Below are 21,647 nucleotides of genomic sequence, written 5' to 3'. Positions count from 1 at the left end.
TGCCTCGGACTGTGTATAGCGATGCTCGGCCATCATCTTGGCCGTCGAAAGAACAAAAGCCATAAAAATCCACCATCAGAAATATCAAAACCAACAGGGAATATGATAGAAAAAACGGTTCACATTATACCTAATTAAAAAATCAAACATATCGCCACTAAAACACTCTTCAAATCCACCTGTGGTGTAGAAAAAAAAGACCACAGCCTTATTATGACGAGGCCGCTTGTGAGATCCTTTGGCGACGCATATTCTTCTTAGGTAGCTCCAGCGCTCTTCCGGCCGGTGACTCTCGTAGCCCGCCTCCTTCCGGAACTCTGACTCGGCGTCAGCCACATGCCCTTGGAGCACCACGACGCTAATGCCTTCTAAACTCTTGGATATTTTTCCGTGGAACTGACTCAATATGAAATACTCGCCATCATCCTGGGCGCCTTCGGAACAGGATTCTTCAAATCGACCTTCAGCATGGGGATCGGCCTTGTATTGGTACCGTTCATGCTTATCTTCTGGCCCACACGTTTTGTCATAGGCATCATCTCGATCCACATGCTCGTCTCAGACTATGCTCTCATCCATCTTTTCTGGAAACAGTGGGAGTGGCGCCTGGCCAAACTCGTCATCCCCGGCTTCTACGTCGGGATTATATCGGGCACGGCAATTCTGGCGAGCTTGCCCGATTTCTGGATAAGAAAATTCATCGGGTTCATTTGCGTGGTATTCATCTTTTCGCAAGGATGGTCCGAGTTCAAAGGCGGGTTGCCCACCCCGAGAATCGGAAAAAGCGCGGGAGCCATCATTGGCCTTATCGGAGGAGTAGTCAGTGCGCTCACCCACACCGGTGGCACGGTACTGACGCTGTACCTGCTCAGCCAGGGGGTAAAAAAGGTCAACCTCGTTGCGACGATTCTCATCACATGGCTATTCGTCAATCCTGTGAAAGTCAGTGCCTACTATGCTGCCGGGCTTCTGAACAACACACTGCTTATCGCCGGGGCCGCCTCCATCCCCTTAGCCTTCTCGGGCGGCTGGATCGGGAGAAAATTGCTAGACAAAATGTCCCAGCGCTTTTTCAACACGACTATTCTAGCTTTGGCGGCAGCGGCGGCCATTCGCCTGCTCTGGGAGTAGCTCGTGTTCGACTTCACCCCTCTTCAGTGGATGCTGCTCTTTATCGGTGCATTCGGAAACGGGTTCCTCAAGCGCACCTTCGGCGCGGGCGTGGGCATAACCCTGATGCCAACGCTCGCGCTCGTCTTCTCCGCCAAGTTCGCGCTGGTCTACCTGGCACTGTGCACGACATGGGTGGATCTGGGGATCTCTCGCCAGATGTGGCGAAACTGGGACCGGAGGACCACCTACATTTTCTTGCCTGGTATGGCGGTGGGTGTCATTTTCGGTGGATGGGTTCTGACATGGGTCCCCGAGCAAGAGTTGCGCATGTTCATCGGCGGCCTTTGCGGGCTCATCGCCGCCTATCAAATATTCGTCGAATTTCGGGGACGGCCCGTTAAAATACCGCCGATACCGGTCTGGGCCGGCATCGGCATCGGCACGGTCAGCGGAATGAACTCCACCATCGCAAATGCGGGCGCCACCCTCCTGGTGCCCATCATGATCGGCCAGAACATCGCCCCAAGAATGATCGTGGGAACCATCTGGGCGATCTTTTTTCTCGTGAATCCTCTTCGCGTCGCCGCCTACTGGAACGCAGGCGTTCTCACCGAATCTGTGGTTTTCGCCACCCTCATGGTGATCCCAATGCTCTGGGCTGGTGTGCGATGCGGAGCCTGGCTTCAGCCCCGGATGCAACGCCGGGTGTTCAACCTGTGTGTGCTCTCCATCGCACTCATCGGATCGCTCCGAATACTCATCTATAACTAACGCGACACCCTAAAACCTAGGCGGTCAGCTCTGCGTGGATATCCTCTGGCGCCATGGGCAGTTCAACCGGTTTTTTACGCTTGGCCGCCAAATCACAGGCCATGGTGAGCATGAGATTACGCTGGCCCTCGGCCCCAGTTGCGTGCGGCGTTTTCACGCCGGTGTAGATATGGGCCAACCAGGAGTTTGACTCATCGCGCATCGGACCCCAAAAATCGCCATCCGACATATCGCCCGCCGGGTAACTCCCGAGAAAATTAACATGGCGCCCATCGCCCCGATGCGAGGGAAGGGGTTCCGCCGTGGCCATGACCATATCGGCGTGGGTGTCGTCAATAGTCAGCGCCCCCTCGGTCCCGATAAAGCCCACCGTGAGCGAGTAGGTTGAGGCAGGCCAATTGACCGGCATTCCCCAGCTGCAATCCATGCTCCAGATGCTTCCGTCATCAAAGGTAAAAATGTTGAAGGTAGCGTCCTGAGTGCCTACCCCCGCCATCGTTCTCGTCACTGCGCGCGAGATGACCTCGACCGGTTTTTTCGTGTCGCCGAGCATGAACAGCGAGGCATCGAGTGCGTGGGTGCCCGAGATGACCATCGGGCTGAGCAGCGAGCGGTCCTCGTTCCCGGCAAGGCGCGTGATTCCAACCATCTGGTTGACGAAAGCCCGTGTCGAGGCAGTGGTGATATCACCAAGGCGACCCAGGCGAATATGCTCGCGCGCCGTTAGCCAACGACGGCGAAAACGCTGGGTGTAGCCCACCAAAATCTCCGCGCCCGCTGCCTCTGCGTCCGCAATCACCTTGGCCGATTCGACAAGGTTCGTTGCCAGAGGCTTCTCAACCAGAATCTTGTGCCCACCCTCAATTGAGGCGAAAAGTGTGCGGGCATGCCATTCCTCGTCCGTGGCGAGAACAGATGCGTTGACTTCCGGGCGCTTCAATAATTTCCGGTAATCCGTCGTGAAAAAATCGGCATCCAGATCCTCGGCGAGTTTCTTTCCTTTTTTCTCGTCTATATCGCAAAGACCTATCCACTCGGTTCCGGGATACTCCCTGGCGCACCTGCCGCGAATAGCGCCTACTCTTCCACAACCAACAATAGCGAGACCAATCGAATTTTTTTCCAGTTTACTCATTTCACACTCCCCTACATTGAATCAGGTTGAATAAAAAATAATCGGCATGAATCATATTAAGCGGGTAAATTGCACTACCACCCCGCCGCACTTGAGGCTCTTCGTGCATCGGCGCCACCTAAAAGGACGCCCTCCTTTGGGTCCTTCACGATGCAGCAAACGCTTCCAAGCTGGCGACTATAGTCGGGCAACACATCGAGCTTGTAGCCTCGCTCTCGAAGCCCTTGCCCCCCCTCGCGCTCAATGCGCTCCTCGACCACCGTTCTGCCCGGGTTGTATTGATGCGGCCAAAACGTATTGGGAAAATTATACGTCGCCACCCGAGGAGCCTCGACCGCCATCTGGGGAAGCATCCCAAACTCGATAACGTTCAGAAAAACCTGAAGCATCGCCTGAGGCTGCACATCACCGCCCGGCGTTCCCAAGGTCATGAAAATATCGCCATCCTTAAGAACAAGCGCCGGGGCCGGAGTCAGCCGGGGCCGCTTCCAGGGTGCCACCGCACTGGGGTGACCCTCGTCCAGCCAATTTTGCGTACCCCTGGGGGAAACGATGGAACCCACACCCGGGATTATCGGCGTATCGATACAGGGGTCCGAGGGTGTGGCCGAAAAAGCGTTGCCCTCTGAATCAATCACAGTGCAATAGGAAGTGTCCTGCGCGGGCTTTCCTGTCTCGGGGGCAGCCATTGGTTTTATGGCCACGCCATTTTGAGGCGCCACCCCATCTCCCTGAAACGCCCAGGGGTTACCCGCCTGCGGCATTTCTCCGAATGCCTTGGGGCGATCAAGTAGCCCTGCGCGCTCGGCAGCATATGATTTCGAAAGAATGCCCTCAAGTGGCACTTGAATAAAATCCGGATCGCCGTAGTAGTGCTCCCGATCAGCGAAACAAAGATCGAGCGCCCCTATAAGCCGGTGCAGGTAATCGGGGGAATTGTGGCCAAGAGAAACAAAGTCCGTGCCCTCAAGCAAATTTAGCGTCGCCGGAAGAACCGGTCCCTGGCACCACGGGCCGCAGCCATACACTTCATAGCCCTGAAAATCAGTGCGAACAGGTGTCTCTTCCCGAACGCCGCACTCGGCCAAATCCGCCATCGTGAGGAAGCCGCCCTCGGCCTGGACAAAATCGACAATTCGCCTCGCCGTCTCGCCCTTGTAAATCTCATCGCGGGCCGCCCGGATGCCAGCCGTTCGCCCGCCCGAAGCTTTTTCTTCGGCCCGCGCCATCCGCTTCATTGTTTCGGCCAGCTCTTTTAAATAAACCTTGCCGCCAACCGGGATAACCTCGCCGTCCCTGAAATAAATCTTTCGTGTTTCCCCCCACCGCGAATATGACTCGCTAAGGCTGGCAATGTGTTCATAAAGGACAGGGAACATCGCGTAGCCCTCGCCTGCCAGTTCAATGGCGTCCCCCGCAACTTCGGCGAAAGTCATCGTGCCCCATTGTTCAAGCGCCATGAGCCAGGCGTCTGCCGCCGCAGGCGTCACCGTTCGCAAAACCCCAACAGGCATGTCTGAGTCGTGATTATCTCTGAAGTACTCAAGCGAGGCCGCCCGAGGCCAGCGGCCCACCCCATCGATGGTGACAACCCTGTTTTCTTTTTTGAGGTAAACGATAATGGGCGCCACACCAAGAAAGGAAGTGAAATCCTGGAGTAAAACGTTGATGCAAATGCCGGCAGCGACTCCGGCATCTATGGCATTCCCGCCCCTCTCCAATACCCGAAGCGCCGCCCGCGTAGCCAGGGGGTGCCCCGTCGAGGCCATCGCGCTATGGCCCACCGCCTGCGGGCGATGAGCAATGTATTCTTTTCCATCTGGTGTGGTGTGGCGAAAAGACATCAGGAAACCTCAAACATGCCGCTATCTAGAAGAGGGAATACTCTATCAAGAATCCTTTTTTTTGTCCGTATTGACGAAGTAGATACCCGCCGCAACCAGTGCCGCCCCACCGAGCATAAATGCCGTTAGCGGCTCGGCCAGAAGAATCCCACTCAAGAACACCCCAAACACAGGGCACAGGAACATGAACGCGCTCACCCGACTGGGCGGATAGTTGGCCAGGAGGTGTACCCAGATGAGCATGGCGATACCGGTCCCCACCAGCCCGTTATAAGCGACGTTCATGCTCACGAGGGGATTGGTAAAGTCAGGAAAGCTGAAGCCCTTAAACCCGGCCAGGACGAGAAAAATCCCAAATGCGACAAACTGTGTCCAGGCAGTGATACGGAAGGGATCAATCCCTTTAAGGTTTTGCCTAAGATAGAGCGACTGGATGCCCCAGGAGATAGCGGCCAGGATGACAAGCCCGTCGCCATAGATAGAGTAGTCGCCACTGCCCATGAGTTTTTCGCCAAACAGAACAATAATCCCGCCAAAGGCGGCAACGAACCCGAAAATCGCGCGCGGGCCAAGACGCTCGCCCGGAATGAAATAGAGGGCAAGAGCCGTATAAATAAGTGGCTGGGTGTAGAGGAACACCGAGGTGCGTCCCGCCGTCGTATAAATAGTGCCGTGGTAGCTGAACACGAAAAGAAAATTGTGAAGCACCGTGTTCACCCAAAAGGCAGGTCTGCCCACCGGCGGCTTCCAGGGGCCGCCTCTAATCGCAATGAGGCTGAAAATGAATGCGGCCGATAAAATGCTTCTCAACCAAAGGAAGGTGAACGGCTCGATAAATCCAAGTCCGGTCTTAATGGAAGGAAAACTCAGGCCCCAAAGAAATGTAACCGCACCAATGAGTAAATAGAATATCAAACCGAAAAAATCCTTTCGAGGAATGCTCCAGTAGAGCGTCTGGACCCTATTAATTCATTTTGGCGATGGACGAGACAAACGAACCGAACGCGGCACCAGCCAGACGATCCCTGTTTCGCGGCAAAACGCTCTGCCCCACACGCACTTTTTGGTCCAGCTTGTTGTGGCAATGATCACAACGCGGCTGAGCCGTCTGGGGAACGATGAACCGCCTCGCAGGCCGTCCGCCTATCCGGTGCCCGTTATGACACTGAACACATCCGAAGGGAAGCGTGGCATGGTCAAGAATGGCGTGAAAATCCTCCTCCTCAAGCTTCAGGATTCGCGCCTCTGAATGGCACTTCACACAATCCCTATCCGCAACAGGATGAAAAACGCGGGAGGGTTGCTTGTAGTCGCCTATGATGAATTTGACCGAATCCTTGGCCGCAAGATATGTGGTCCGGAGCATACCCGTAATCCCCTCCTCGCCGTGGCAGGAGATACACTTCACCTCCCCGCTCGACAAGTGCCTTCCTCCGAGGGTGCGTACTTTCGCTTTGGGGCGGGTGCCATCGTCTAGATAGTCCTGATGATCCTGTAAATGGCATGAGGTACAAAATGGATTGTAGGATTCCACAGCCCGGATTCCGTATAGAGCGCCCACCCCCAGAGCGGGCAAAACGATAAGCAACACTAGAATGACAACTGCTAGGCTTCGCGGGACAAACCGCATAAAAATCTCCAATAATCGAGGCGGGCGCCATGCTAGCATCCCCTCGCGCGGGCGGGCAATGAACGAAAAATCGCCTTATGGCCTTCCACGCGAAGTGGCCATTTGCTAGGATAGTTTCGCTAAAGGAGGAGGATTTTTTATGGCTCGCACCAGTTTTGGACCGAAACGACGACCGGGCGTCAGACCAAGAACAAAGCAAAAGACACCTGAGCCCTCGGGAGAGAGCGCCAAGGAAATTGCCGCCCGCCTAAAGGGTGCAGCGGCCATCGGCAAGAACGCGGCCCCCTATCGCCGCCAATCACTCGATATCCACGGATGGCTTTGCGCCAAATGCGGGATGGATTTTAATGAGAACAATCTCCACCTCCTCACAGTCCACCACCGGGACAGTAACCACAAAAATAATCCTCCCGACGGCAGCAACTGGGAGAACCTGTGCGTTCACTGCCACGACGACGAACACTCGCGCAACATGCTCGGAGATTATTTGGGCGGCGGAAGATAAACTCATCCCCAACACCTGGGCTTACCTATGATTCTAAGCGTTCAACCATCACCGGCCCAAGGCAAATCCGGCGTGCCAGGCTCAAAGTCGCATGCCATCCGGGCCATTGCGCTCGGCTCGCTCGCCTCGGGCGAGAGCCGAATTCGCAATCCACTGGATTCAGACGACGGGCGCTCTGCCGCCGCCGTATACAGTGCGATGGGCGCCGAGATATCGAAGCAAGATGGTCTATGGACCATTCGCGGCTTCGGAGGCCGGCCCTCCGCGCCAGAGGGGGTCATCAATGTGGGAAACTCGGGAACGAGTTGCCGCATGGGGCTTGGCACGGCGGCGCTGCTCTCAGGCGGCGAGGCGCACTTCGATGGCGATGCTCAAACCCGAAAGCGCCCAATGGGCCCGCTTCTTAAGGCGCTCTCCTCACTCGGAGCTAGCACCGCATCAGATAATGGCGATGGATGCCTGCCCGCCAGGGTCTCTGGGCCCTGGCAAGGCGGGGCGGCCCAGGTTGATGGCACCACAAGTCAGTACACCTCGAGCCTCATTCTAAACGCGCCCTTCGGCGAGGCAGAGAGCATCATCGAGCCCATCGATCTCAATGAAAAACCTTATGTGGACATGACAGTGTGGTGGCTCGACAAACTGGGGCTATCCTATGAGCGCGAGGGTTATGAGCGCTTCCGGGTACCTGGTGGGCAGCAGCTTGATGCATTCGACATCGAGGTTCCGGCTGATTTCAGTTCGGCAGCCTTTCTCATCGCCGCCGGCGCTTTGCCGGAGGGCGATGTTCTCCTTGAAGGGCTCGACATGGACGACCCGCAGGGGGATAAGGCGATGCTCGCCATGGTGGCCGAAATGGGCGCCGAGGTGAACGAGGAGAGCGGAGCACTTCGTGTCCGGGCACGGGCGCTCAAGGGCTGTGAATTCGACCTGAACGCCACGCCGGATCTTCTACCCGTCATGGCCGTCCTGGGCGCATTCGCCGAGGGGGAAACCCGGCTCCTAAATGTTCCCCAGGCGCGCATCAAGGAAACCGATCGCATCGCCGCCATGCGCCAGGTGCTCGAATCACTGGGTGGCTCGGCCACCGAGATGCCGGACGGTCTTATCGTCCAGGGGGGCGGCCTCCGGGGAGGAAAAGCCCACGGATTCAACGATCACCGCGTTGTCATGGCCGCCGCCATCGCTGGGCTCACCGCCCCCAAGGGAGTAGAGGTCGACACGGCCGAGGCAATGGCGATAACCTTCCCAGACTTCTGCGAGCGCATGTGTTTACTGGGTGCAAGGATGGAGACGAACTAGATGCCTATCTACGAGTACGAATGCCAAGGTTGTGGATTCATATCGGGCCACCTGGTGATGAAGCCCTCCGACCGGCGCAAACTCACCTGCCGCCAGTGCGAATCGAAAAAACTTCGCAAGGTAATGTCGCGTTTTGCTGCACACAAAACCGAGTCCCAGCGTCTCGATGAATTCAACCCGAGCGATGCGCGAGGCGATTCGTTCTATAAAGATGACAGGAACATCGGTCTCTGGGCTCAAAAAAGAGCCCAGCAGATGGGCCTCGACCTGGGTGAATCATTCGGTGAAACGCTCGAAAAAGGCAGGTCCAGAAAAATTCTCGACAATTTGTAGAAAATAATTACATCCGCCCATCCTAGCCTCGGTGCCTATATGGCCGAAAAAACCAAACAGCCCGCCGACAATCCCCGCCGTTGCCCCTGGGCAGAGGAGAGCTCGCTCCTCGCGAAATATCATGACGAGGAATGGGGCGTGCCCGTAAAAACCGACGCGGCTCATTTTGAGCGGCTCTCGCTTGAGGTCTTTCAAGCCGGCCTCTCCTGGCGGACCATCCTTCACAAACGAGTTGCCTTCCGCTCGGCATTCGCCCGCTTCTCGCCTCAGAAAGTATCCGCCTTCACCGAAAAGGACATACGCCGCCTTCTGGACGATGCAGGCATCGTGCGCCATCGGGGAAAGATTGGGGCGACTATCGACAATGCAGGGCGCCTTATCGCTCTCTCAAAGGCACATGGTGGATTCTCAAGCTACCTCGAATCGCTCCCCGGCGATTTAGATACGCTTCGGCCAATATTTCGAAAAGAATTTCGTTTCATGGGACCTAAAATATCGGAGAGCTACCTCGAATCCGTGGGGAAAATCCCGATTCGGCATCATCGGCTATGTTGGAAATCGAATTTAAACATAAAGCGGACTTGAGACAGAAGGCCCCAAACGATACCTTGTAGGAGAGATTCAGCCCTAGAAAGCCGGGCGATGATAATGGCTCTATGAGCTTGGAGAATAAAGGTGTTTATTTTCAAGGAAGTTCAGCACTTACTCGGCGTTGCGGTTCCTGTCATCGTTCAGATAGGGGTATTTTATCTGATCCTTCGATTCACCTTCGCAATTTCTAACGTCCTTGTTCGCCTTTCTGCTCTAAATAGACCTCCGAAACCTGTTGCTGTTGAGGAGCCAGAGGACGAGCCTATTGATGCAGAATTTCAAGAAGACGAAGGCGAGCAGGCCGCCCTTCCCGAAAAAACTGGCGAGAACTAGCGCCGCCGCACAGGAAATCTGAGAATACTGTACCCCTTGTGAGTGAGGGGCTCCAAGATTCGCCTCTCCGGCTATTTATCCTTTTTCTCTGAACTGAAAAAAGATTCACTAAGCGTTTTTTTAATCAACGCCACCTGACCATCAAGTTCAAGAACCGAAGCCTTCTGGATGTATTCTCCCGTATGTCTGATAATGGGCATCACGCGCTCATCGGCGCGCGGCTTGGGCGTAATAGAAGGCGCTACACTCAAGAGCGTTGCGTATGCGACAGAGAGGAAAAAAATCCCTTTCCCAACGCCGATGGCCCCACCAGATATCCGATTCAAGTAGCCGTTCGGGGATGCCCCGGAAAAATGCAATACCATTCTTCCGGTGATGCTCGCGGCAAGCCAGACGACAACAAACACACCCGTGAACGCCGTACTGCGCGAGGACCACGAACTACTCACCCACAAACTTAACGTGTCCTCGAATACGGGGCCAAAGTAAGTGGCCGCAGCATAACCGGTCACAATAGACAAAAGGGATGACACTTCTTTCAGCGCACCCCGAAAAAAACTTCGCAGGAAAAACACCACAAGAATAAGAAGAACTGCGCCATCCGTGGCAGGAAAATTACTCATAGGATCAATACTGAACCAAAAAGAGGCGGGAGTGGAACTCACATAAAAAATGAGATACGCATTTTCTCTTCGGGATAATCATGAAAGAGGCACTCACTCGGACATATCCTTCAACATCACCATAGCGTCCTCGCCGTTATCTGGATAATACTTGGGCCGCATCGCCACAGAGTTGAAGCCAAATTTCTCATACAACGAAAGCGCTGCCTTGTTGCTTATCCGGGCTTCGAGGGTGGCCCGAACCGCACCTCGATTTCGAGCGTCCTCGATAATTTCCGTCAACAGAAACTTGCCAACGCCCCGCCGCCTCGCCTCGGGGGAGACTGTCACATTCGTGATATGGCACTCGTCCTTCACTTCCCACCAACAAGCATATCCGACGACGACCTTGTCTTGCCTGTTTTCTCCACCATCGAGTTCCTCTGCGATAACCGGGCGTGAGAACGGAATTTTCTCAATCTCTCTTAAAAAGGCGTCCTCCGTCCAGGGCAAAGAAAAAGAGCGGACCTCGATGGCCATCACCACAGGAATATCGCTCACCTCCATCGGGCGAAGGCGAAATTCCAGATATGGGGCGCCATCCGCTCCAATTGAGGACTGAATGCCTCGGCTCATATCTTCGGCCCTCTGGCTCAAACCACCACCTCCTCGAAACAAATTACATGCCGCCCTTTCGGCGAACCCGTTTGATGACTATAATCCTATTTACATTCATATTCACGTATCGGAGGAAGAAGTCGCGTTTCCGTCTTATTTAGGACGGAGAGCGGCCCCGAGTTCTATATAAACCGGAGTTTCCATTAATTTCAGGAGGATAATCATGGGCGCATCCCTTACGCTACTTGGCCACTCAAGCTTTTTGATGAAAACGGACGGCGGAAAAACTATTTACATCGACCCCTGGCTCGATTGCCCTACCTGCCCTGACAGTTTCAAAACGCCGGAAAAAGCTGACCTCATTTTCGTCACTCACGGGCATTTCGACCACACGGCAAGCATTGCGCAAATCTACAAGAACAGCCCCTGCCCGGTGGCAGGGCCCTATGAGCTTATAAACCTCCTCGCCGCAGACGCCGAAATGGCGGATGGACACCCAGCCGCCATGGGCAAAGGGGGCACGGTGGCCTTCGGCGACATCTCGCTCACCCTCACCCATGCCATGCATAGCTCAAGCTACGGCAAGGATGCGGCTTACGCAGGCGAACCAGCTGGCCTCATCATCACGCTTGAGGATGGCAAGCGCATCTACAACGCTGGCGACACGAACGTCTTTGGTGACATGGCGCTTATCGAGGAAATCTATAAACCCGACTTATGCCTCCTCCCCATTGGCAGCCGCTTTACGATGGACCCGGTCGAGGCGGCCAAGGCCTGCGAGATTCTTAATGCCAGGCACGTCGTGCCGATTCACCACTCCACCTTTCCACCACTTACAGGCACTCCGGCGAAATTTGAGGAAGAGGTTAAAAAAAGAGGGCTTTCAACAAAGATCACTGTGATTGAGCCCGGCCAGAGCGTTAGCGTTTAGGGCATCTCTATTGCCGCACAAAATAAAAAGGGGGCTTCCAAGGAGGCCCCCTTTTTTCTTTTAACGCTGAATTAACGGATTAAGGTCGCCATGACAGCGCCTCTCGACATCAAGCTCCCGGACCCATCGGCAGGGTTCCACGTGATGCTGAAACCCAGGGGGGCTATCTGCAACCTCGATTGCACGTACTGCTATTTTCTTGAAAAAGAAAAGCTCTATCCTGACGCCGCTTTTCGAATGAGCGATGAGACGCTCGAAAATTTCACGCGCCAGTACATCGAGGCCCATTCGGGCTCGGCCCAGCGGGTCCCGGAGACAACCTTCGGCTGGCAGGGGGGCGAGCCCATGCTCATGGGCCTTGATTTTTTTCGCCGCGCCGCCGCATTTCAGGAAAAACACCGACCGCCCGAGATGCGCGTCCTCAACGCGCTCCAGACCAACGGAACCCTCATCGACGACGAGTGGTGCCGCTTTTTCCGAGAAAACAACTTCCTCATCGGCATCAGCCTTGACGGCCCCCGCGAGATGCACGACGCCTACCGGGTGGATAAAGGGGGGCAACCCACCTTCGAGCGGGTTATGGCCGGGCTCGAATTGTTAAAAAAGCATGGCGTCGAATTTAATGTCCTCACCACCATACATGCCGCAAATGCCGAAAATCCGATTGAAGTCTACAAATTCCTGCGCGATGAAATCGGCGCCCGCTTCATTCAGTTTATCCCCATCGTTGAACGAGATAACGACACCGGTTTCCAGGAAGGCGTCGCCGTGACGAAACGCTCCGTGACGGGAATTCAATATGGCTTATTTCTCAACACCATTTTCGACGAATGGGTCCGCCGGGACGTGGGCCGAGTGTTCGTTCAAATTTTCGATGTGGCGCTCAATGCCTGGGCGGGAGATCGGCCCGGCCTGTGTATTTTCGAGGAAACCTGTGGCCTCGCCCTCGCGTTGGAGCACAACGGCGACCTCTATTCGTGTGACCACTACGTCGAGCCACGCCACCTCATCGGCAACCTAAAGAAATTGCCTCTCATCAACATGGTGAACTCCGAGCGCCAACAAACCTTCGGCCTTGCCAAGAAGGACGACCTGCCCCGCTATTGCAGGGCGTGCGAGGTCCGCTTCATATGCAACGGCGGTTGCCCAAAAAACAGAATACGCAACGCCCCTGACGGCGAGGCAGGGCTGAATTACCTTTGCGAGGGATACAAGGCTTTCTTCAAACACATCGACGCGCCGATGCGCTTTATGGCGGGCGAGCTAAAGGCAGAACGACCACCAGCCAATATCATGCGAAGAATAGAATCGGATGATGCAGAGGGGCTTAAGAATCGCTTCGCCACCGCCGGAAGAAACGACCCGTGCCCATGCGGGAGCGGGGAAAAATATAAGCGCTGCCACGGGCGATAGCGGCTCCGGGCCCGACAATTACCCTGCGGCGCTGCGCCCACCATCTACAATGATGTGCTGGCCGGTGAGATAGTCCGATGCCGCCGAGCACAAGAACACCGCCGCCCCAGTAACATCTTCGGCCTCTCCCGCCCTGCCCGCCGGGGTGCGGGCAATCACCGCTTCCATTTTTTGAGAATCAGCATAGAGCCCTTCAGTTAGGGGCGTTCGCGTCAACTGGGGTCCCAGCGCGTTGATCTGAATATCATGGGGCGCCCACTCAAGCGCGAGTGCCCGCGCAAGGGAAACCATCCCGCCCTTGGCTGCGATGTAGGCCGACTGAAGAGGGACCGCCGCCTCGGCCAGCATCGAGGAGATGAAAAGAATCTTGCCGCCACCATTGCCAATCATCGCTCGCGCCGCCGCCTGAGCACAGAGATATCCCCCCCTAACATGCACCGCAAGGAGAGAGTCAATTTCCTCTGTTGTCGTTTCAAGGGCTGGCTTGAGGACATGAAGCCCGGCACTCATCACCATGGCGTTGAGCCTTCCATGCTCGGCGACAACCCCCTCCACCAACCCGGCCACCTCGCCGGGCGAGGAAACATCGCAGGCCGCGAACTGGACAGAAAGACCTTCATTGCGGAGCGCGCTGGCCGCCGTTTCACCTTTTTCCTTAGAGCGGCTGGAAAGCGTCACGCGGGCGCCCGCCTCGGCCAATGCCCGCCCGATGGCCAATCCGATTCCAGTGGCACCGCCGGTTACGACAGCCACCCGGCCCTCCATAGAAAACGGATTCATCGCCGACTCCTCAACTGAACTACAAGGTAAAGGAGGCATCTCGCGTATATTTATCGAGTTGCTCTCTGACGCCAGAGCCATAGCCTTTGAACATTTCGATGGCAATCTGCTTGCTTCCCTCAACAGCTGGTTGATCAAACGGATTGACGCCGCGAAGCAGACCACCGTATACCGCCGCCCACTGCCAAAGGGCAATGGCCGAGGCAATTTCACCCGCGCCGAGGCTACCCAGCGTCAGGACCGAGTGTGGAATTTTCATCCGCTCGGCTTCTCCTGCAACACCCGCGTGCTCTAGGTCTAGGTATTGTCCGGCAGAAACGTCATCTCGCATATTAAAATCGCCATCAAAGGAATCAACACGAACGCTCAATCCCGCCATCGTGGTCCGCCCATCGAAATAACGCTGATTCGTGTGATGCTGACTCTCGGGCGCCTCGGCGAAAAGAAATGTCTGCCCCTTCCCGGCCTTGCAATAACTCTCGTGCACGAGTTGAACAATGAGCTTTCCCAGGCCAGAGAGTGATTTTGTGTAGATAGGCATGAAAATTTCGGTGTAGCCGCCAAGCTCGGCTCGCCATAAGGAAAGAGCCAACGCCTTAGCCATATTCTCCCCAACGGGAATATCAGGCGATAGCCTCTCGTTCGCGGCCTTAAAAGATGTGGCAATCTCCCTAATTGTCTCCATTCCCCCTAGCGCGAGGGCAAGCGGGAGCAGAGCATTATTTTGTGCCGCCGAAAATCGACCGCCCACGCTATCTGGATGAGGAAAACTAGGAACTCCCTTCTCCCGAACAAGCTCAGCGAGCCTATTCTGTCCTGATCCTACAACAGGAAGGATGGTGTAGCCCTTTTCTAGTATTACTCTTGTTTCTTGAACCACATTTTCCGTGTTGCCCGACTTGCTCACTGGCAGCACCAGCGTATTCGAAGGCGAGAAGCGAGCTTTGCCTGAGATCATCTCGCCCAACAGGCCGGCGGGGTCGGTTCCGTCGAGCAGATGGAGCGATCGCTTGGCGCCAGCCGTAGAAAGTGCCGCGTAAAGCGCCCAGACATTACGAATCGAGCCGCCGTTTCCAACTACAACAATATGCTCTTTCCCCTCTGCAAGTGTCAGCCTATCCGCAATACCTACTAAATCGGCTTCCACCACGGCGAACGTGGGCTGCCTCTCGCCACCCTGATAACGACCAATGGCCTCTCCCACGCCTGCAGGATTGGCAAGCAACTCCCGCCCTGCCTCCCAGAAATCTGCCAAATCGCCTGGAATCGTTCCGAGCGCGGCGTCCCACTGTTTTGTATAGAAATATAAGCTCAATTCTTCCTACCCCAGAAAAAAACTTCGCGGTCTTGCCTAATCATTATTACCCGAGAGACTCGGCAGTGAGATGGGCCATTATCGATGTTTGGACAATGGGGATCAGCCCAGCCTCGGGAAGCCCTAACTCCGAGAATACGCGGGCGCCTATATCCTTGACCGAAGCCGCCTCGCCCAATTCAGCCGAGGCTTGGTGTACAAGCTCATTAATTATTCGGATGTAGGCCTCCCCATTGTTGATATGAACCTGGACTTCGGCCCCTCGCCAAATCCTATCGCTCAATTGAGACAGAAGAACCTCCGCTCCATTTATAGCCCTGAGTTTGTTCAGGCTCTCCAGCGTCTGCCCCATATCTTCATAAATGGGAAGCGCCCCAGGCTCAGGCAAGACATCACCGCAAAAAAGCGCCCCCTCCGAAGGAATGTAGAGAGATATACTCCCCGGAGAGTGTCCCGGTGTATGAAGAACCTCTATCTTCATATCACCACCAAGGTCAATCACATCGCCCTCATCCAGAAGATCTGTTACCCTAACAGACCCCGATGTATTTTTTTCGCACATGTTGCCCACCGGACGAATCCTCTCTTGATATTCAAGACTCTCGATTATCGCCTTGTCTCGTCTGTGAGCAAAAAACCGTGGCTGTGCGCGTTCCGCCAAAACCCCATTTCCTCCTACATGATCGAAATGACCATGCGTGTTTATGACGAATTCGACATCCTCGGGCTTGCGGCCAAACGACTCGATGCATTCAAATATCTCTTCAGCACCCGACTTTACTCCCGTATCGATTACCGTGAGATGCTCGCTATCAATCACATACACAGGCACAAAACGCTTAATTTTTGCCCCAGTGGGCATTTCTATTTCAAAATTGAGCAAAAGCGAATGAATATGCTCCGTAACACGCATAAAAAATCCCTCAGACGTTCGACAAAAGAAAACAGGGCAGAAATTTGTCGTTATCGAACAAATAAAATAGACGCATTCGTTCATTTGCTCAAATACTAACGAACTTCAACGAAAAACATAATTCAAAAAAAATCCCACCGAAAAGATAACGACGCGACATGATGCGAGGCCCGCATAAAATGCTCAATCTCTTTATTGCAAAGGATTAAAAGCATATGCAGGGCCTTTGGTCCGCTCTTTCCAACAACATACATCAAGCATTACTAAATCGTGAATATACATTACATACACTCCCTAGATCTTTTACGACCATTCATCACAACAACTGCACATAAACACAAAAGAGATCAAAAAGATTCAACTCATCTTCGAGAGAAAAAAAAATTGAATTAATTTTTTAAAAAAAATAGAAAACCGTTTTTTTGATTCATTTTTCACTTTTCAGCGCGACAAGTACAAATAAAATCGTTGTCTTGACGATCAAACCTCACATTCTTTTTTAGAAACACCTCGAAAAACTTTGAATTAAATGAAAATAACGCTTGACCAAACAACGAAATTTACTTTAAGTTTCCTAATGTGCGTATATTTCATTTAATGGTACACGAATGAAATATATTTTTTAGACAACATCGGCTTTATGTAGTCGCTTGCTCCGCCGATGAGAAGCGCTTGCATCGCGCGCCTGACCGCCCGGCAGGGAGAACGTTGTATGGCAACGAAGAAAAAAGCAGCAAAGAGGAAAGTAACGAAGAAAAAAGCAGCAAAGAGGAAAGTAACGAAGAAGAAAGCAACAAAGAAAAAAGCAACAAAGAAGAAAGCAACAAAGAAGAAAGCAACAAAGAAAAAAGCAGCAAAGAAAAAGACAGTAAAGAAAAAAGCTAAGAAGAAGGCAGTAAAGAAGAAAGCTAAGAAGAAAGCAAAGAAAAAAGCAACAAAGAAGAAAGCTAAGAAAAAAGCCACAAAGAAAAAGGCTAAGAAAAAAGCCACAAAGAAAAAGGCTAAGAAAAAACCAGCAAAGAAAAAAGCTAAGAAAAAAGCCGCAAAAAGACGTCGTTAGTAGTTTTTATCGACGATCTCTAGAGCAAGCGACTTGTCAAAGGGGCTCTGTCGAAAGGCAGGGCCCCTTTTTATTGCGCAGTAATATTTTCGGACTACCTAGTCTCATTAATAGCCCTCCTTCTGGCACCCCCCCCTTTCACTACCCGAATGCCTGATGTATAAAACCGTCCCGAGAGCGAATATCAATATGATTCAATGAGATCGCCTCGTTTCCTCGGCTTGTTAAAGCCGAGGAGGCCAGCCGTATCCCGGCTGAGACCTTATTTAAGAAGGGGACCTTTTGTGGACACACGCACACTGACCTACACAGCGATTTCGGTCCTGGGATTTGGTATCTGGGGCCTCATGATGAAGTTGGGGCAAGAGCGCCTCGGAGCCCTTCCCCATTTGACCGCCATGGGAATAATCGTCGCTATCATTGTCGTGGGAGGCGTCGCAGGACAAAGGCTTCCCCTCCCAGAGTGGAACACGGGTTTGTTGTTCCCGCTAGGAGCGGCCCTGGCCACTATGGCGGCCATGTTGTTCCTTACGCTGGCACTTGGCGCCTCGGGCGGTAACACTGCCGGCGTGGTCGCCCTTTCGGCAATTTATCCGGGCATCACCGCCATCCTGGCCAGTATGTTCCTAGGCGAGCCGTTCACCCTCGCAAAGATGGGCGGCCTTTGTCTTGCGGCGGGTGCCGCGTTTCTTTTCACACGCTAATTTAAGGAAACTCTTCTAAATGGCGGCTAAGCGAGGCTATCGCATCGGCATCGACACCGGCGGCACTTTCACCGACGTGGTATGCGTGCGCTCAGACACCGGCGAGGTTTTCACTACCAAAACCCCGACAACTCCCTCAGATTACAGCGAAGGACTCCTCGAGGGCATTCGGAAGATCATGGCTGACGTGAAGATTCGCCCCCATCAGGTTATCGGCGTTTATCACGGAACAACTGTGGCCACGAACGCGATACTCGAAAGACGATTTGAAAATTTAGGGCTGATACTCACTAAAGGATTTCGCCACTTGCTTGAGTTGGGGCGCGGGGCGCAATCCGCGCCAGGAGGCAACTTCGCCTCAGCTTTATTGAATCGCCCACCCGATGCGCTTGTGCCACCCGAGCGCATCCTGGAAGTGGACGAGCGCCTAGGCGCCTCTGGCGAGGTCCTCCGGCCCCTAAGTAAAGAGGAGGCTGAGGAGAAAGCCCGTTGGTTCCGCGATCAGGGCATCGGCTCGGTAGGAATCTGCCTGCTGCATGCATACGCGAACCCGAAACACGAGAAGATGCTGCTCGATGCCTTTGCCAGCGAATTTCCCGAGTGCTTCGTCAGTATTTCAAGCGAAGTCATACCGGAGCCCGGCGAGTACGAGCGCGCCGTAACGACCCTGCTAGATGCATCCATCAAGCCCCGAATCATGGCTTATCTAGAAAAAAGCTCGGGGCGCATTGAGGAAACCCTTGGGGATGTCCCGTTTCTAGTGATGAAGAGCAATGGCGGCGTCTCGACCGCCCGCGAGGTGGCGAAAAAACCTATCGGCACCGTTCTCTCCGGCCCTGCCGCAGGCGCCCTCTCGGCAGCATTCCTGGGCAACATATCGGGCCACGACCGCCTCATCACGCTCGACGGCGGAGGCACATCGACCGACATCGCGGTAATCGAGAACGGCGAGGCCAAGCGCGGCACGCGCCATCAACTAGATGAATTCACCCTTCGCCTCCCGATGATCGATGTCGTCACCACTGGCACGGGCGGCGGCTCGATAGCCTGGCAAAGCCAGGAGGGAAGACTGCGAGTGGGGCCCAGGAGCGCGGGCGCCGACCCGGGGCCTGTGTGCTACGGAATGGGGGGCGAGAGCCCCACAGTGACGGATGCCAACCTCGTGCTGGCCCGCAGCCCGCTTCATCTCGCTGGAGGCGAGGTGAAACTCAACAAAGCGTTGGCAATGCGCGCCATGCGTCAGTTATCAGGTCCCTTTGGCATCGATCCCCTTGAGATGGCCTCAGGCGTTGTTGAAATTGCGGCATGGAACCAGGCCCACGCCATTAGACAAGCAACCGTGCAGCGGGGGATATCTCCCCGCGACTTCGCCCTAATGGCGTTCGGCGGCTCGGGCCCGCTCACAGCAGGCCTCGTGGCTGAAATCCTGGGCATCGAAACCGTCATCGTCCCCCCCTTCGCGGGAATGACCAGCGCCTTCGGGCTCGAGGTGGTGGACTTGGTGAACGATCATTCGGCACCCCACTACCAGAGCGAGGACAAACCCGACACCGACGCCTTGAGCAGCGCCTTCGAGTTCCTTGAGCGCCAAGCAGACGATGGTCTCGCCCTGGAGGGCATACCGCCGCATCGCCGCATGCTCCGGCGAGCGGTGGACATAAGGTATCAGGGCGAGGCGCACGAGGTCGAAGTCGATTTTCCCTCCGGCTACCTATCGCCCCAGGCGCTTGTCGCCGTGATGGAGCGCTTTCATCTTCTTTATCGGCAGCGCTTCACTCATAACTACAAAGGAAAGCGCCCGGCTGAAATTGTCCACCTACGCGTCACTGGGATCGGGCTCACCGAGCCACCAAATCTGCCTCTTCTTCCGGTGGGCGATGAGAACGCCGAGGACGCCTATAAGGGAGCGCGGCTAGTCTGGTTCCCTGAAACGAACGGCTTCATCGATACCCCCGTCTATTACCGCGAGCGCCTGGCAGAGGGGAACCTCATACCGGGCCCGGCGGTTATTGAGAGTTTCGGTTCCACCACCGTCATCTTCCCGATGCAAGAGGCGCGGGTGGATCGCTACGGAAATCTGGTGATGCGCTTTAGGGCAGAAATGGCCAAGCGTGAAGAACGAGCCGGTCGCGCTACTGGTCTGCACGGAGTGGGGAGCAACTACTAATGAACGTTAATCCTATTGTCAGCGAAATTGTCTCGGGTGCTCTTCGCTCTCTTGAGGAGGAGGTCGAGGATCTCCTTGCACGCATCTGGCGGAGCCCCGCCCTCCGGGACTCAAAGGATTTTTCTGTCTCGCTCTACGACCGATTCGGAAGGGCACTGACGGGCAGGACACTTGGCGCTGGACCCGGGCCCATACTCTCGAAATTTGCCGCCGAAGATCTGAGGCCAGCCGATGTGTTCCTTCACAACGACCCCTATCTTCCCCCAGCCGGGCTGGGCGAGATGGCCGAGATATGCCTGACGCGCCCTCTATTCGGGGAAGGCGAACTCATTGCATTTCTTCAAGTACGCGGACGCCATGACGACCTGGGCGGCTTTCTTCCCGGGGGAGGTGCCGCCGGCGCCTCGGAGAGCTTTCATGAGGGCCTCATCATTCCTCCCGTGCGAATCGCCAACGGCGGCGAGCGGGTGGAAGATATCCAGACCATGCTCCTGCGCAACAGCCGTTTCCCGGAAATGCTCAAGGATGACATCGATGCCCAGATAGGAGCGCTTCAGGTTGGTGCACTCAGGCTAAGAGAGTTGGTTGATCGCTACGACGCCGAACAGCTCACCGCCTGTTTTGCAGACCTTCTCCGCGAATCCGAGATGGCTTTTAAAGATGAGCTTTTACCCAAAATTCCAGAGAAAAGCCAAAAGGTTAAAACGCAGATTGAAACCGACGGCTACGACGGGCCCCATGTATTGAGCGTGACCCTCTTCAGGGAGGGCGAAAAACTGGTGGTGGAGCTGGGCGCTGGCCCTCAGGCACGGGGACCCATCAATTGCCCACTTGAGGGCGAGGGCAAAACCTCGCTGTCGAGGCTGATATCCCCCCTGCTTCTCCATCTTGCAGATAATCCAGAGAGGATGGCTGGAATCCTACTGAACGACGGTGCATGCAGGGCCATCGACATTCGCCTACCAGAGCCAGGCACTCTCCTGACCCCGAAGTTTCCCGCACCTACTGGACTTCGCTCCCTGACCATGGGGCGATTGTTTTCCGCTTTCGGGGAGGCATTATTTCTTTCAACTGGCGGGGTCATCCCGGCAGGTTTCGACAATCTGCGTTTTCTGAGCCTTTGGGGCTCCAACGGTGATGAAGGCTCTTTTCTGTTCCGTGAAGCACTCGGAGCAGGAAGCGGTGGCGCCCCGCAACTTGATGGTTTATCCGCCGTTCCTCCCATCGGCGGCCACGGAGGAATGCCTGCCGAGGTGGTCGAGGCACGCTATCCCATTAGAATCGAATCAGCCGGGCTAGTTCCCAGTTCCGGCGGGGCTGGTGAGTTTAGGGGCGGGCCCGGCACCTACCGAGAGTACCGTTTCATGGCAGGTGGCCACTTCTCGAGCGCAGCAGAGTCAGAGCAAACGGGGCCCTTTGGCGGCAAAGGGGGCGAGGCTGGCTCAACCTACCGGATTACACTAGCTGGAAAATCTGGGAAATCCCGGCGGCTTTCAGCTATTACAGCGGACGAATCTTTTGAAGCGGGTGATATGCTACGGGTGGAAACCCCTGGCGGAGGCGGGTGGGGCAAGCCCCAAAATCGTGCCC

Annotated in this window: 22 protein-coding genes; 13 read left to right on the top strand and 9 right to left on the bottom strand. The window is 54.9% G+C overall.

The genetic code is table 11. The annotated features are described in order from the left end of the window. Positions 1-390 precede the first annotated feature (390 nt). Both HOJ95_19070 and HOJ95_19065 read left to right on the top strand, forming a co-directional pair. A complete protein-coding gene (locus tag HOJ95_19070; protein ID MBT6396793.1) occupies positions 391-1,131 on the top strand; it encodes a sulfite exporter TauE/SafE family protein in 741 nt (246 codons plus the stop codon). Between the two features lie 3 nt (positions 1,132-1,134). Further along, complete coding sequence (locus tag HOJ95_19065) at positions 1,135-1,884, top strand: sulfite exporter TauE/SafE family protein (protein MBT6396792.1); 750 nt, start codon at positions 1,135-1,137, stop codon at positions 1,882-1,884. Positions 1,885-1,900: 16 nt separating this feature from the next. On the opposite strand, the gene HOJ95_19060 is transcribed toward HOJ95_19065, so the two are convergent. The 4 genes from HOJ95_19060 to HOJ95_19045 form a co-directional block, all read right to left on the bottom strand. After that, entirely contained in the window at positions 1,901-3,019 is a 1,119-nt protein-coding gene (locus tag HOJ95_19060) for a Gfo/Idh/MocA family oxidoreductase (protein ID MBT6396791.1), read from the bottom strand. A gap of 74 nt (positions 3,020-3,093) precedes the next feature. Continuing rightward, positions 3,094-4,788 (bottom strand): gamma-glutamyltransferase family protein, encoded by a 1,695-nt coding sequence (locus tag HOJ95_19055; protein ID MBT6396790.1) that lies wholly within the window; start codon positions 4,786-4,788, stop codon positions 3,094-3,096. A 120-nt stretch (positions 4,789-4,908) separates the two neighbouring features. Continuing rightward, the gene (locus HOJ95_19050) at positions 4,909-5,778 is read right to left on the bottom strand and encodes a DMT family transporter (protein MBT6396789.1); all 870 of its coding nucleotides are present in this window, start codon (positions 5,776-5,778) and stop codon (positions 4,909-4,911) included. Positions 5,779-5,827: 49 nt separating this feature from the next. Beyond that, positions 5,828-6,493, bottom strand: coding sequence for a hypothetical protein (locus tag HOJ95_19045; GenBank protein MBT6396788.1), 666 nt, complete (start codon positions 6,491-6,493; stop codon positions 5,828-5,830). Positions 6,494-6,632: 139 nt separating this feature from the next. Between HOJ95_19045 and HOJ95_19040 the strand changes: the two genes are divergently transcribed. The 5 genes from HOJ95_19040 (at position 6,633) to HOJ95_19020 (ending at position 9,554) form a co-directional block, all read left to right on the top strand. After that, a complete protein-coding gene (locus HOJ95_19040; protein ID MBT6396787.1) occupies positions 6,633-6,998 on the top strand; it encodes an HNH nuclease family protein in 366 nt (121 codons plus the stop codon). Between the two features lie 72 nt (positions 6,999-7,070). Further along, positions 7,071-8,297: a 3-phosphoshikimate 1-carboxyvinyltransferase gene (aroA, locus tag HOJ95_19035; GenBank protein MBT6396786.1), complete on the top strand. Its 1,227-nt coding sequence runs from the start codon at positions 7,071-7,073 to the stop codon at positions 8,295-8,297. Then, a complete protein-coding gene (locus tag HOJ95_19030; protein MBT6396785.1) occupies positions 8,298-8,630 on the top strand; it encodes a zinc ribbon domain-containing protein in 333 nt (110 codons plus the stop codon). It abuts the gene before it with no gap. Positions 8,631-8,669: 39 nt separating this feature from the next. Further along, complete coding sequence (locus HOJ95_19025; GenBank protein ID MBT6396784.1) at positions 8,670-9,215, top strand: DNA-3-methyladenine glycosylase I; 546 nt, start codon at positions 8,670-8,672, stop codon at positions 9,213-9,215. Positions 9,216-9,305: 90 nt separating this feature from the next. Then, positions 9,306-9,554, top strand: a complete 249-nt coding sequence (locus tag HOJ95_19020; protein MBT6396783.1) for a hypothetical protein — start codon at positions 9,306-9,308, stop codon at positions 9,552-9,554. Positions 9,555-9,625: 71 nt separating this feature from the next. Here the strand turns inward: HOJ95_19020 and HOJ95_19015 are convergent, their stop codons facing one another. Both HOJ95_19015 and rimI read right to left on the bottom strand, forming a co-directional pair. Beyond that, positions 9,626-10,177: a CvpA family protein gene (locus tag HOJ95_19015; GenBank protein ID MBT6396782.1), complete on the bottom strand. Its 552-nt coding sequence runs from the start codon at positions 10,175-10,177 to the stop codon at positions 9,626-9,628. Positions 10,178-10,270: 93 nt separating this feature from the next. Then, on the bottom strand, positions 10,271-10,813 hold the full coding sequence (rimI, locus tag HOJ95_19010; protein MBT6396781.1) for a ribosomal protein S18-alanine N-acetyltransferase: 543 nt from the start codon (positions 10,811-10,813) through the stop codon (positions 10,271-10,273). A gap of 184 nt (positions 10,814-10,997) precedes the next feature. Between rimI and HOJ95_19005 the strand changes: the two genes are divergently transcribed. Continuing rightward, entirely contained in the window at positions 10,998-11,705 is a 708-nt protein-coding gene (locus HOJ95_19005) for a metal-dependent hydrolase (protein ID MBT6396780.1), read from the top strand. 90 nt (positions 11,706-11,795) lie between these two features. Further along, a complete protein-coding gene (locus tag HOJ95_19000; protein ID MBT6396779.1) occupies positions 11,796-13,118 on the top strand; it encodes an anaerobic sulfatase maturase in 1,323 nt (440 codons plus the stop codon). 18 nt (positions 13,119-13,136) lie between these two features. Here the strand turns inward: HOJ95_19000 and HOJ95_18995 are convergent, their stop codons facing one another. The 3 genes from HOJ95_18995 to HOJ95_18985 are packed head-to-tail and all read right to left on the bottom strand — an operon-like array spanning position 13,137 to position 16,126. Then, positions 13,137-13,898, bottom strand: coding sequence for an SDR family oxidoreductase (locus HOJ95_18995; protein MBT6396778.1), 762 nt, complete (start codon positions 13,896-13,898; stop codon positions 13,137-13,139). Between the two features lie 19 nt (positions 13,899-13,917). Then, the gene (locus HOJ95_18990) at positions 13,918-15,213 is read right to left on the bottom strand and encodes a hypothetical protein (protein MBT6396777.1); all 1,296 of its coding nucleotides are present in this window, start codon (positions 15,211-15,213) and stop codon (positions 13,918-13,920) included. Between the two features lie 46 nt (positions 15,214-15,259). Continuing rightward, a complete protein-coding gene (locus tag HOJ95_18985; protein MBT6396776.1) occupies positions 15,260-16,126 on the bottom strand; it encodes an MBL fold metallo-hydrolase in 867 nt (288 codons plus the stop codon). A 712-nt stretch (positions 16,127-16,838) separates the two neighbouring features. Between HOJ95_18985 and HOJ95_18980 the strand changes: the two genes are divergently transcribed. The 4 genes from HOJ95_18980 to HOJ95_18965 all read left to right on the top strand — a co-directional run. Then, the gene (locus tag HOJ95_18980) at positions 16,839-17,186 is read left to right on the top strand and encodes a histidine biosynthesis protein HisIE (GenBank protein ID MBT6396775.1); all 348 of its coding nucleotides are present in this window, start codon (positions 16,839-16,841) and stop codon (positions 17,184-17,186) included. A 284-nt stretch (positions 17,187-17,470) separates the two neighbouring features. Then, entirely contained in the window at positions 17,471-17,890 is a 420-nt protein-coding gene (locus HOJ95_18975) for an EamA family transporter (protein MBT6396774.1), read from the top strand. Between the two features lie 19 nt (positions 17,891-17,909). Beyond that, on the top strand, positions 17,910-20,057 hold the full coding sequence (locus tag HOJ95_18970; protein ID MBT6396773.1) for a hydantoinase/oxoprolinase family protein: 2,148 nt from the start codon (positions 17,910-17,912) through the stop codon (positions 20,055-20,057). Continuing rightward, the coding region (locus HOJ95_18965; GenBank protein ID MBT6396772.1) for a hydantoinase B/oxoprolinase family protein at positions 20,057-21,647 on the top strand (1,591 nt) is incomplete at its 3' end. The genes HOJ95_18970 and HOJ95_18965, both read left to right, overlap by 1 nt.

The sequence above is a fragment of the Nitrospinaceae bacterium genome (assembly GCA_018669005.1).
Taxonomy (GTDB): Bacteria; UBA8248; UBA8248; order UBA8248; family UBA8248; genus UBA8248.
This window is presented reverse-complemented; position numbering and strand designations above follow the sequence as displayed.

Excerpts from the sequence above, each read along its gene's own strand:
- HOJ95_19015 (MBT6396782.1), bottom strand. The coding sequence starts at position 10,177 with ATGAGTAATTTTCCTGCCACGGATGGCGCAGTTCTTCTTATTCTTGTG.
- HOJ95_19055 (MBT6396790.1), bottom strand. The coding sequence starts at position 4,788 with ATGGCCTCGACGGGGCACCCCCTGGCTACGCGGGCGGCGCTTCGGGTA.
- HOJ95_18970 (MBT6396773.1), top strand. The coding sequence starts at position 17,910 with ATGGCGGCTAAGCGAGGCTATCGCATCGGCATCGACACCGGCGGCACT.
- HOJ95_18995 (MBT6396778.1), bottom strand. The coding sequence starts at position 13,898 with ATGAATCCGTTTTCTATGGAGGGCCGGGTGGCTGTCGTAACCGGCGGT.
- HOJ95_19045 (MBT6396788.1), bottom strand. The coding sequence starts at position 6,493 with ATGCGGTTTGTCCCGCGAAGCCTAGCAGTTGTCATTCTAGTGTTGCTT.
- HOJ95_19040 (MBT6396787.1), top strand. The coding sequence starts at position 6,633 with ATGGCTCGCACCAGTTTTGGACCGAAACGACGACCGGGCGTCAGACCA.
- HOJ95_18980 (MBT6396775.1), top strand. The coding sequence starts at position 16,839 with ATGGCAACGAAGAAAAAAGCAGCAAAGAGGAAAGTAACGAAGAAAAAA.
- HOJ95_19005 (MBT6396780.1), top strand. The coding sequence starts at position 10,998 with ATGGGCGCATCCCTTACGCTACTTGGCCACTCAAGCTTTTTGATGAAA.
- HOJ95_19000 (MBT6396779.1), top strand. The coding sequence starts at position 11,796 with ATGACAGCGCCTCTCGACATCAAGCTCCCGGACCCATCGGCAGGGTTC.
- HOJ95_19060 (MBT6396791.1), bottom strand. The coding sequence starts at position 3,019 with ATGAGTAAACTGGAAAAAAATTCGATTGGTCTCGCTATTGTTGGTTGT.
- HOJ95_18985 (MBT6396776.1), bottom strand. The coding sequence starts at position 16,126 with ATGCGTGTTACGGAGCATATTCATTCGCTTTTGCTCAATTTTGAAATA.
- HOJ95_19025 (MBT6396784.1), top strand. The coding sequence starts at position 8,670 with ATGGCCGAAAAAACCAAACAGCCCGCCGACAATCCCCGCCGTTGCCCC.
- HOJ95_19030 (MBT6396785.1), top strand. The coding sequence starts at position 8,298 with ATGCCTATCTACGAGTACGAATGCCAAGGTTGTGGATTCATATCGGGC.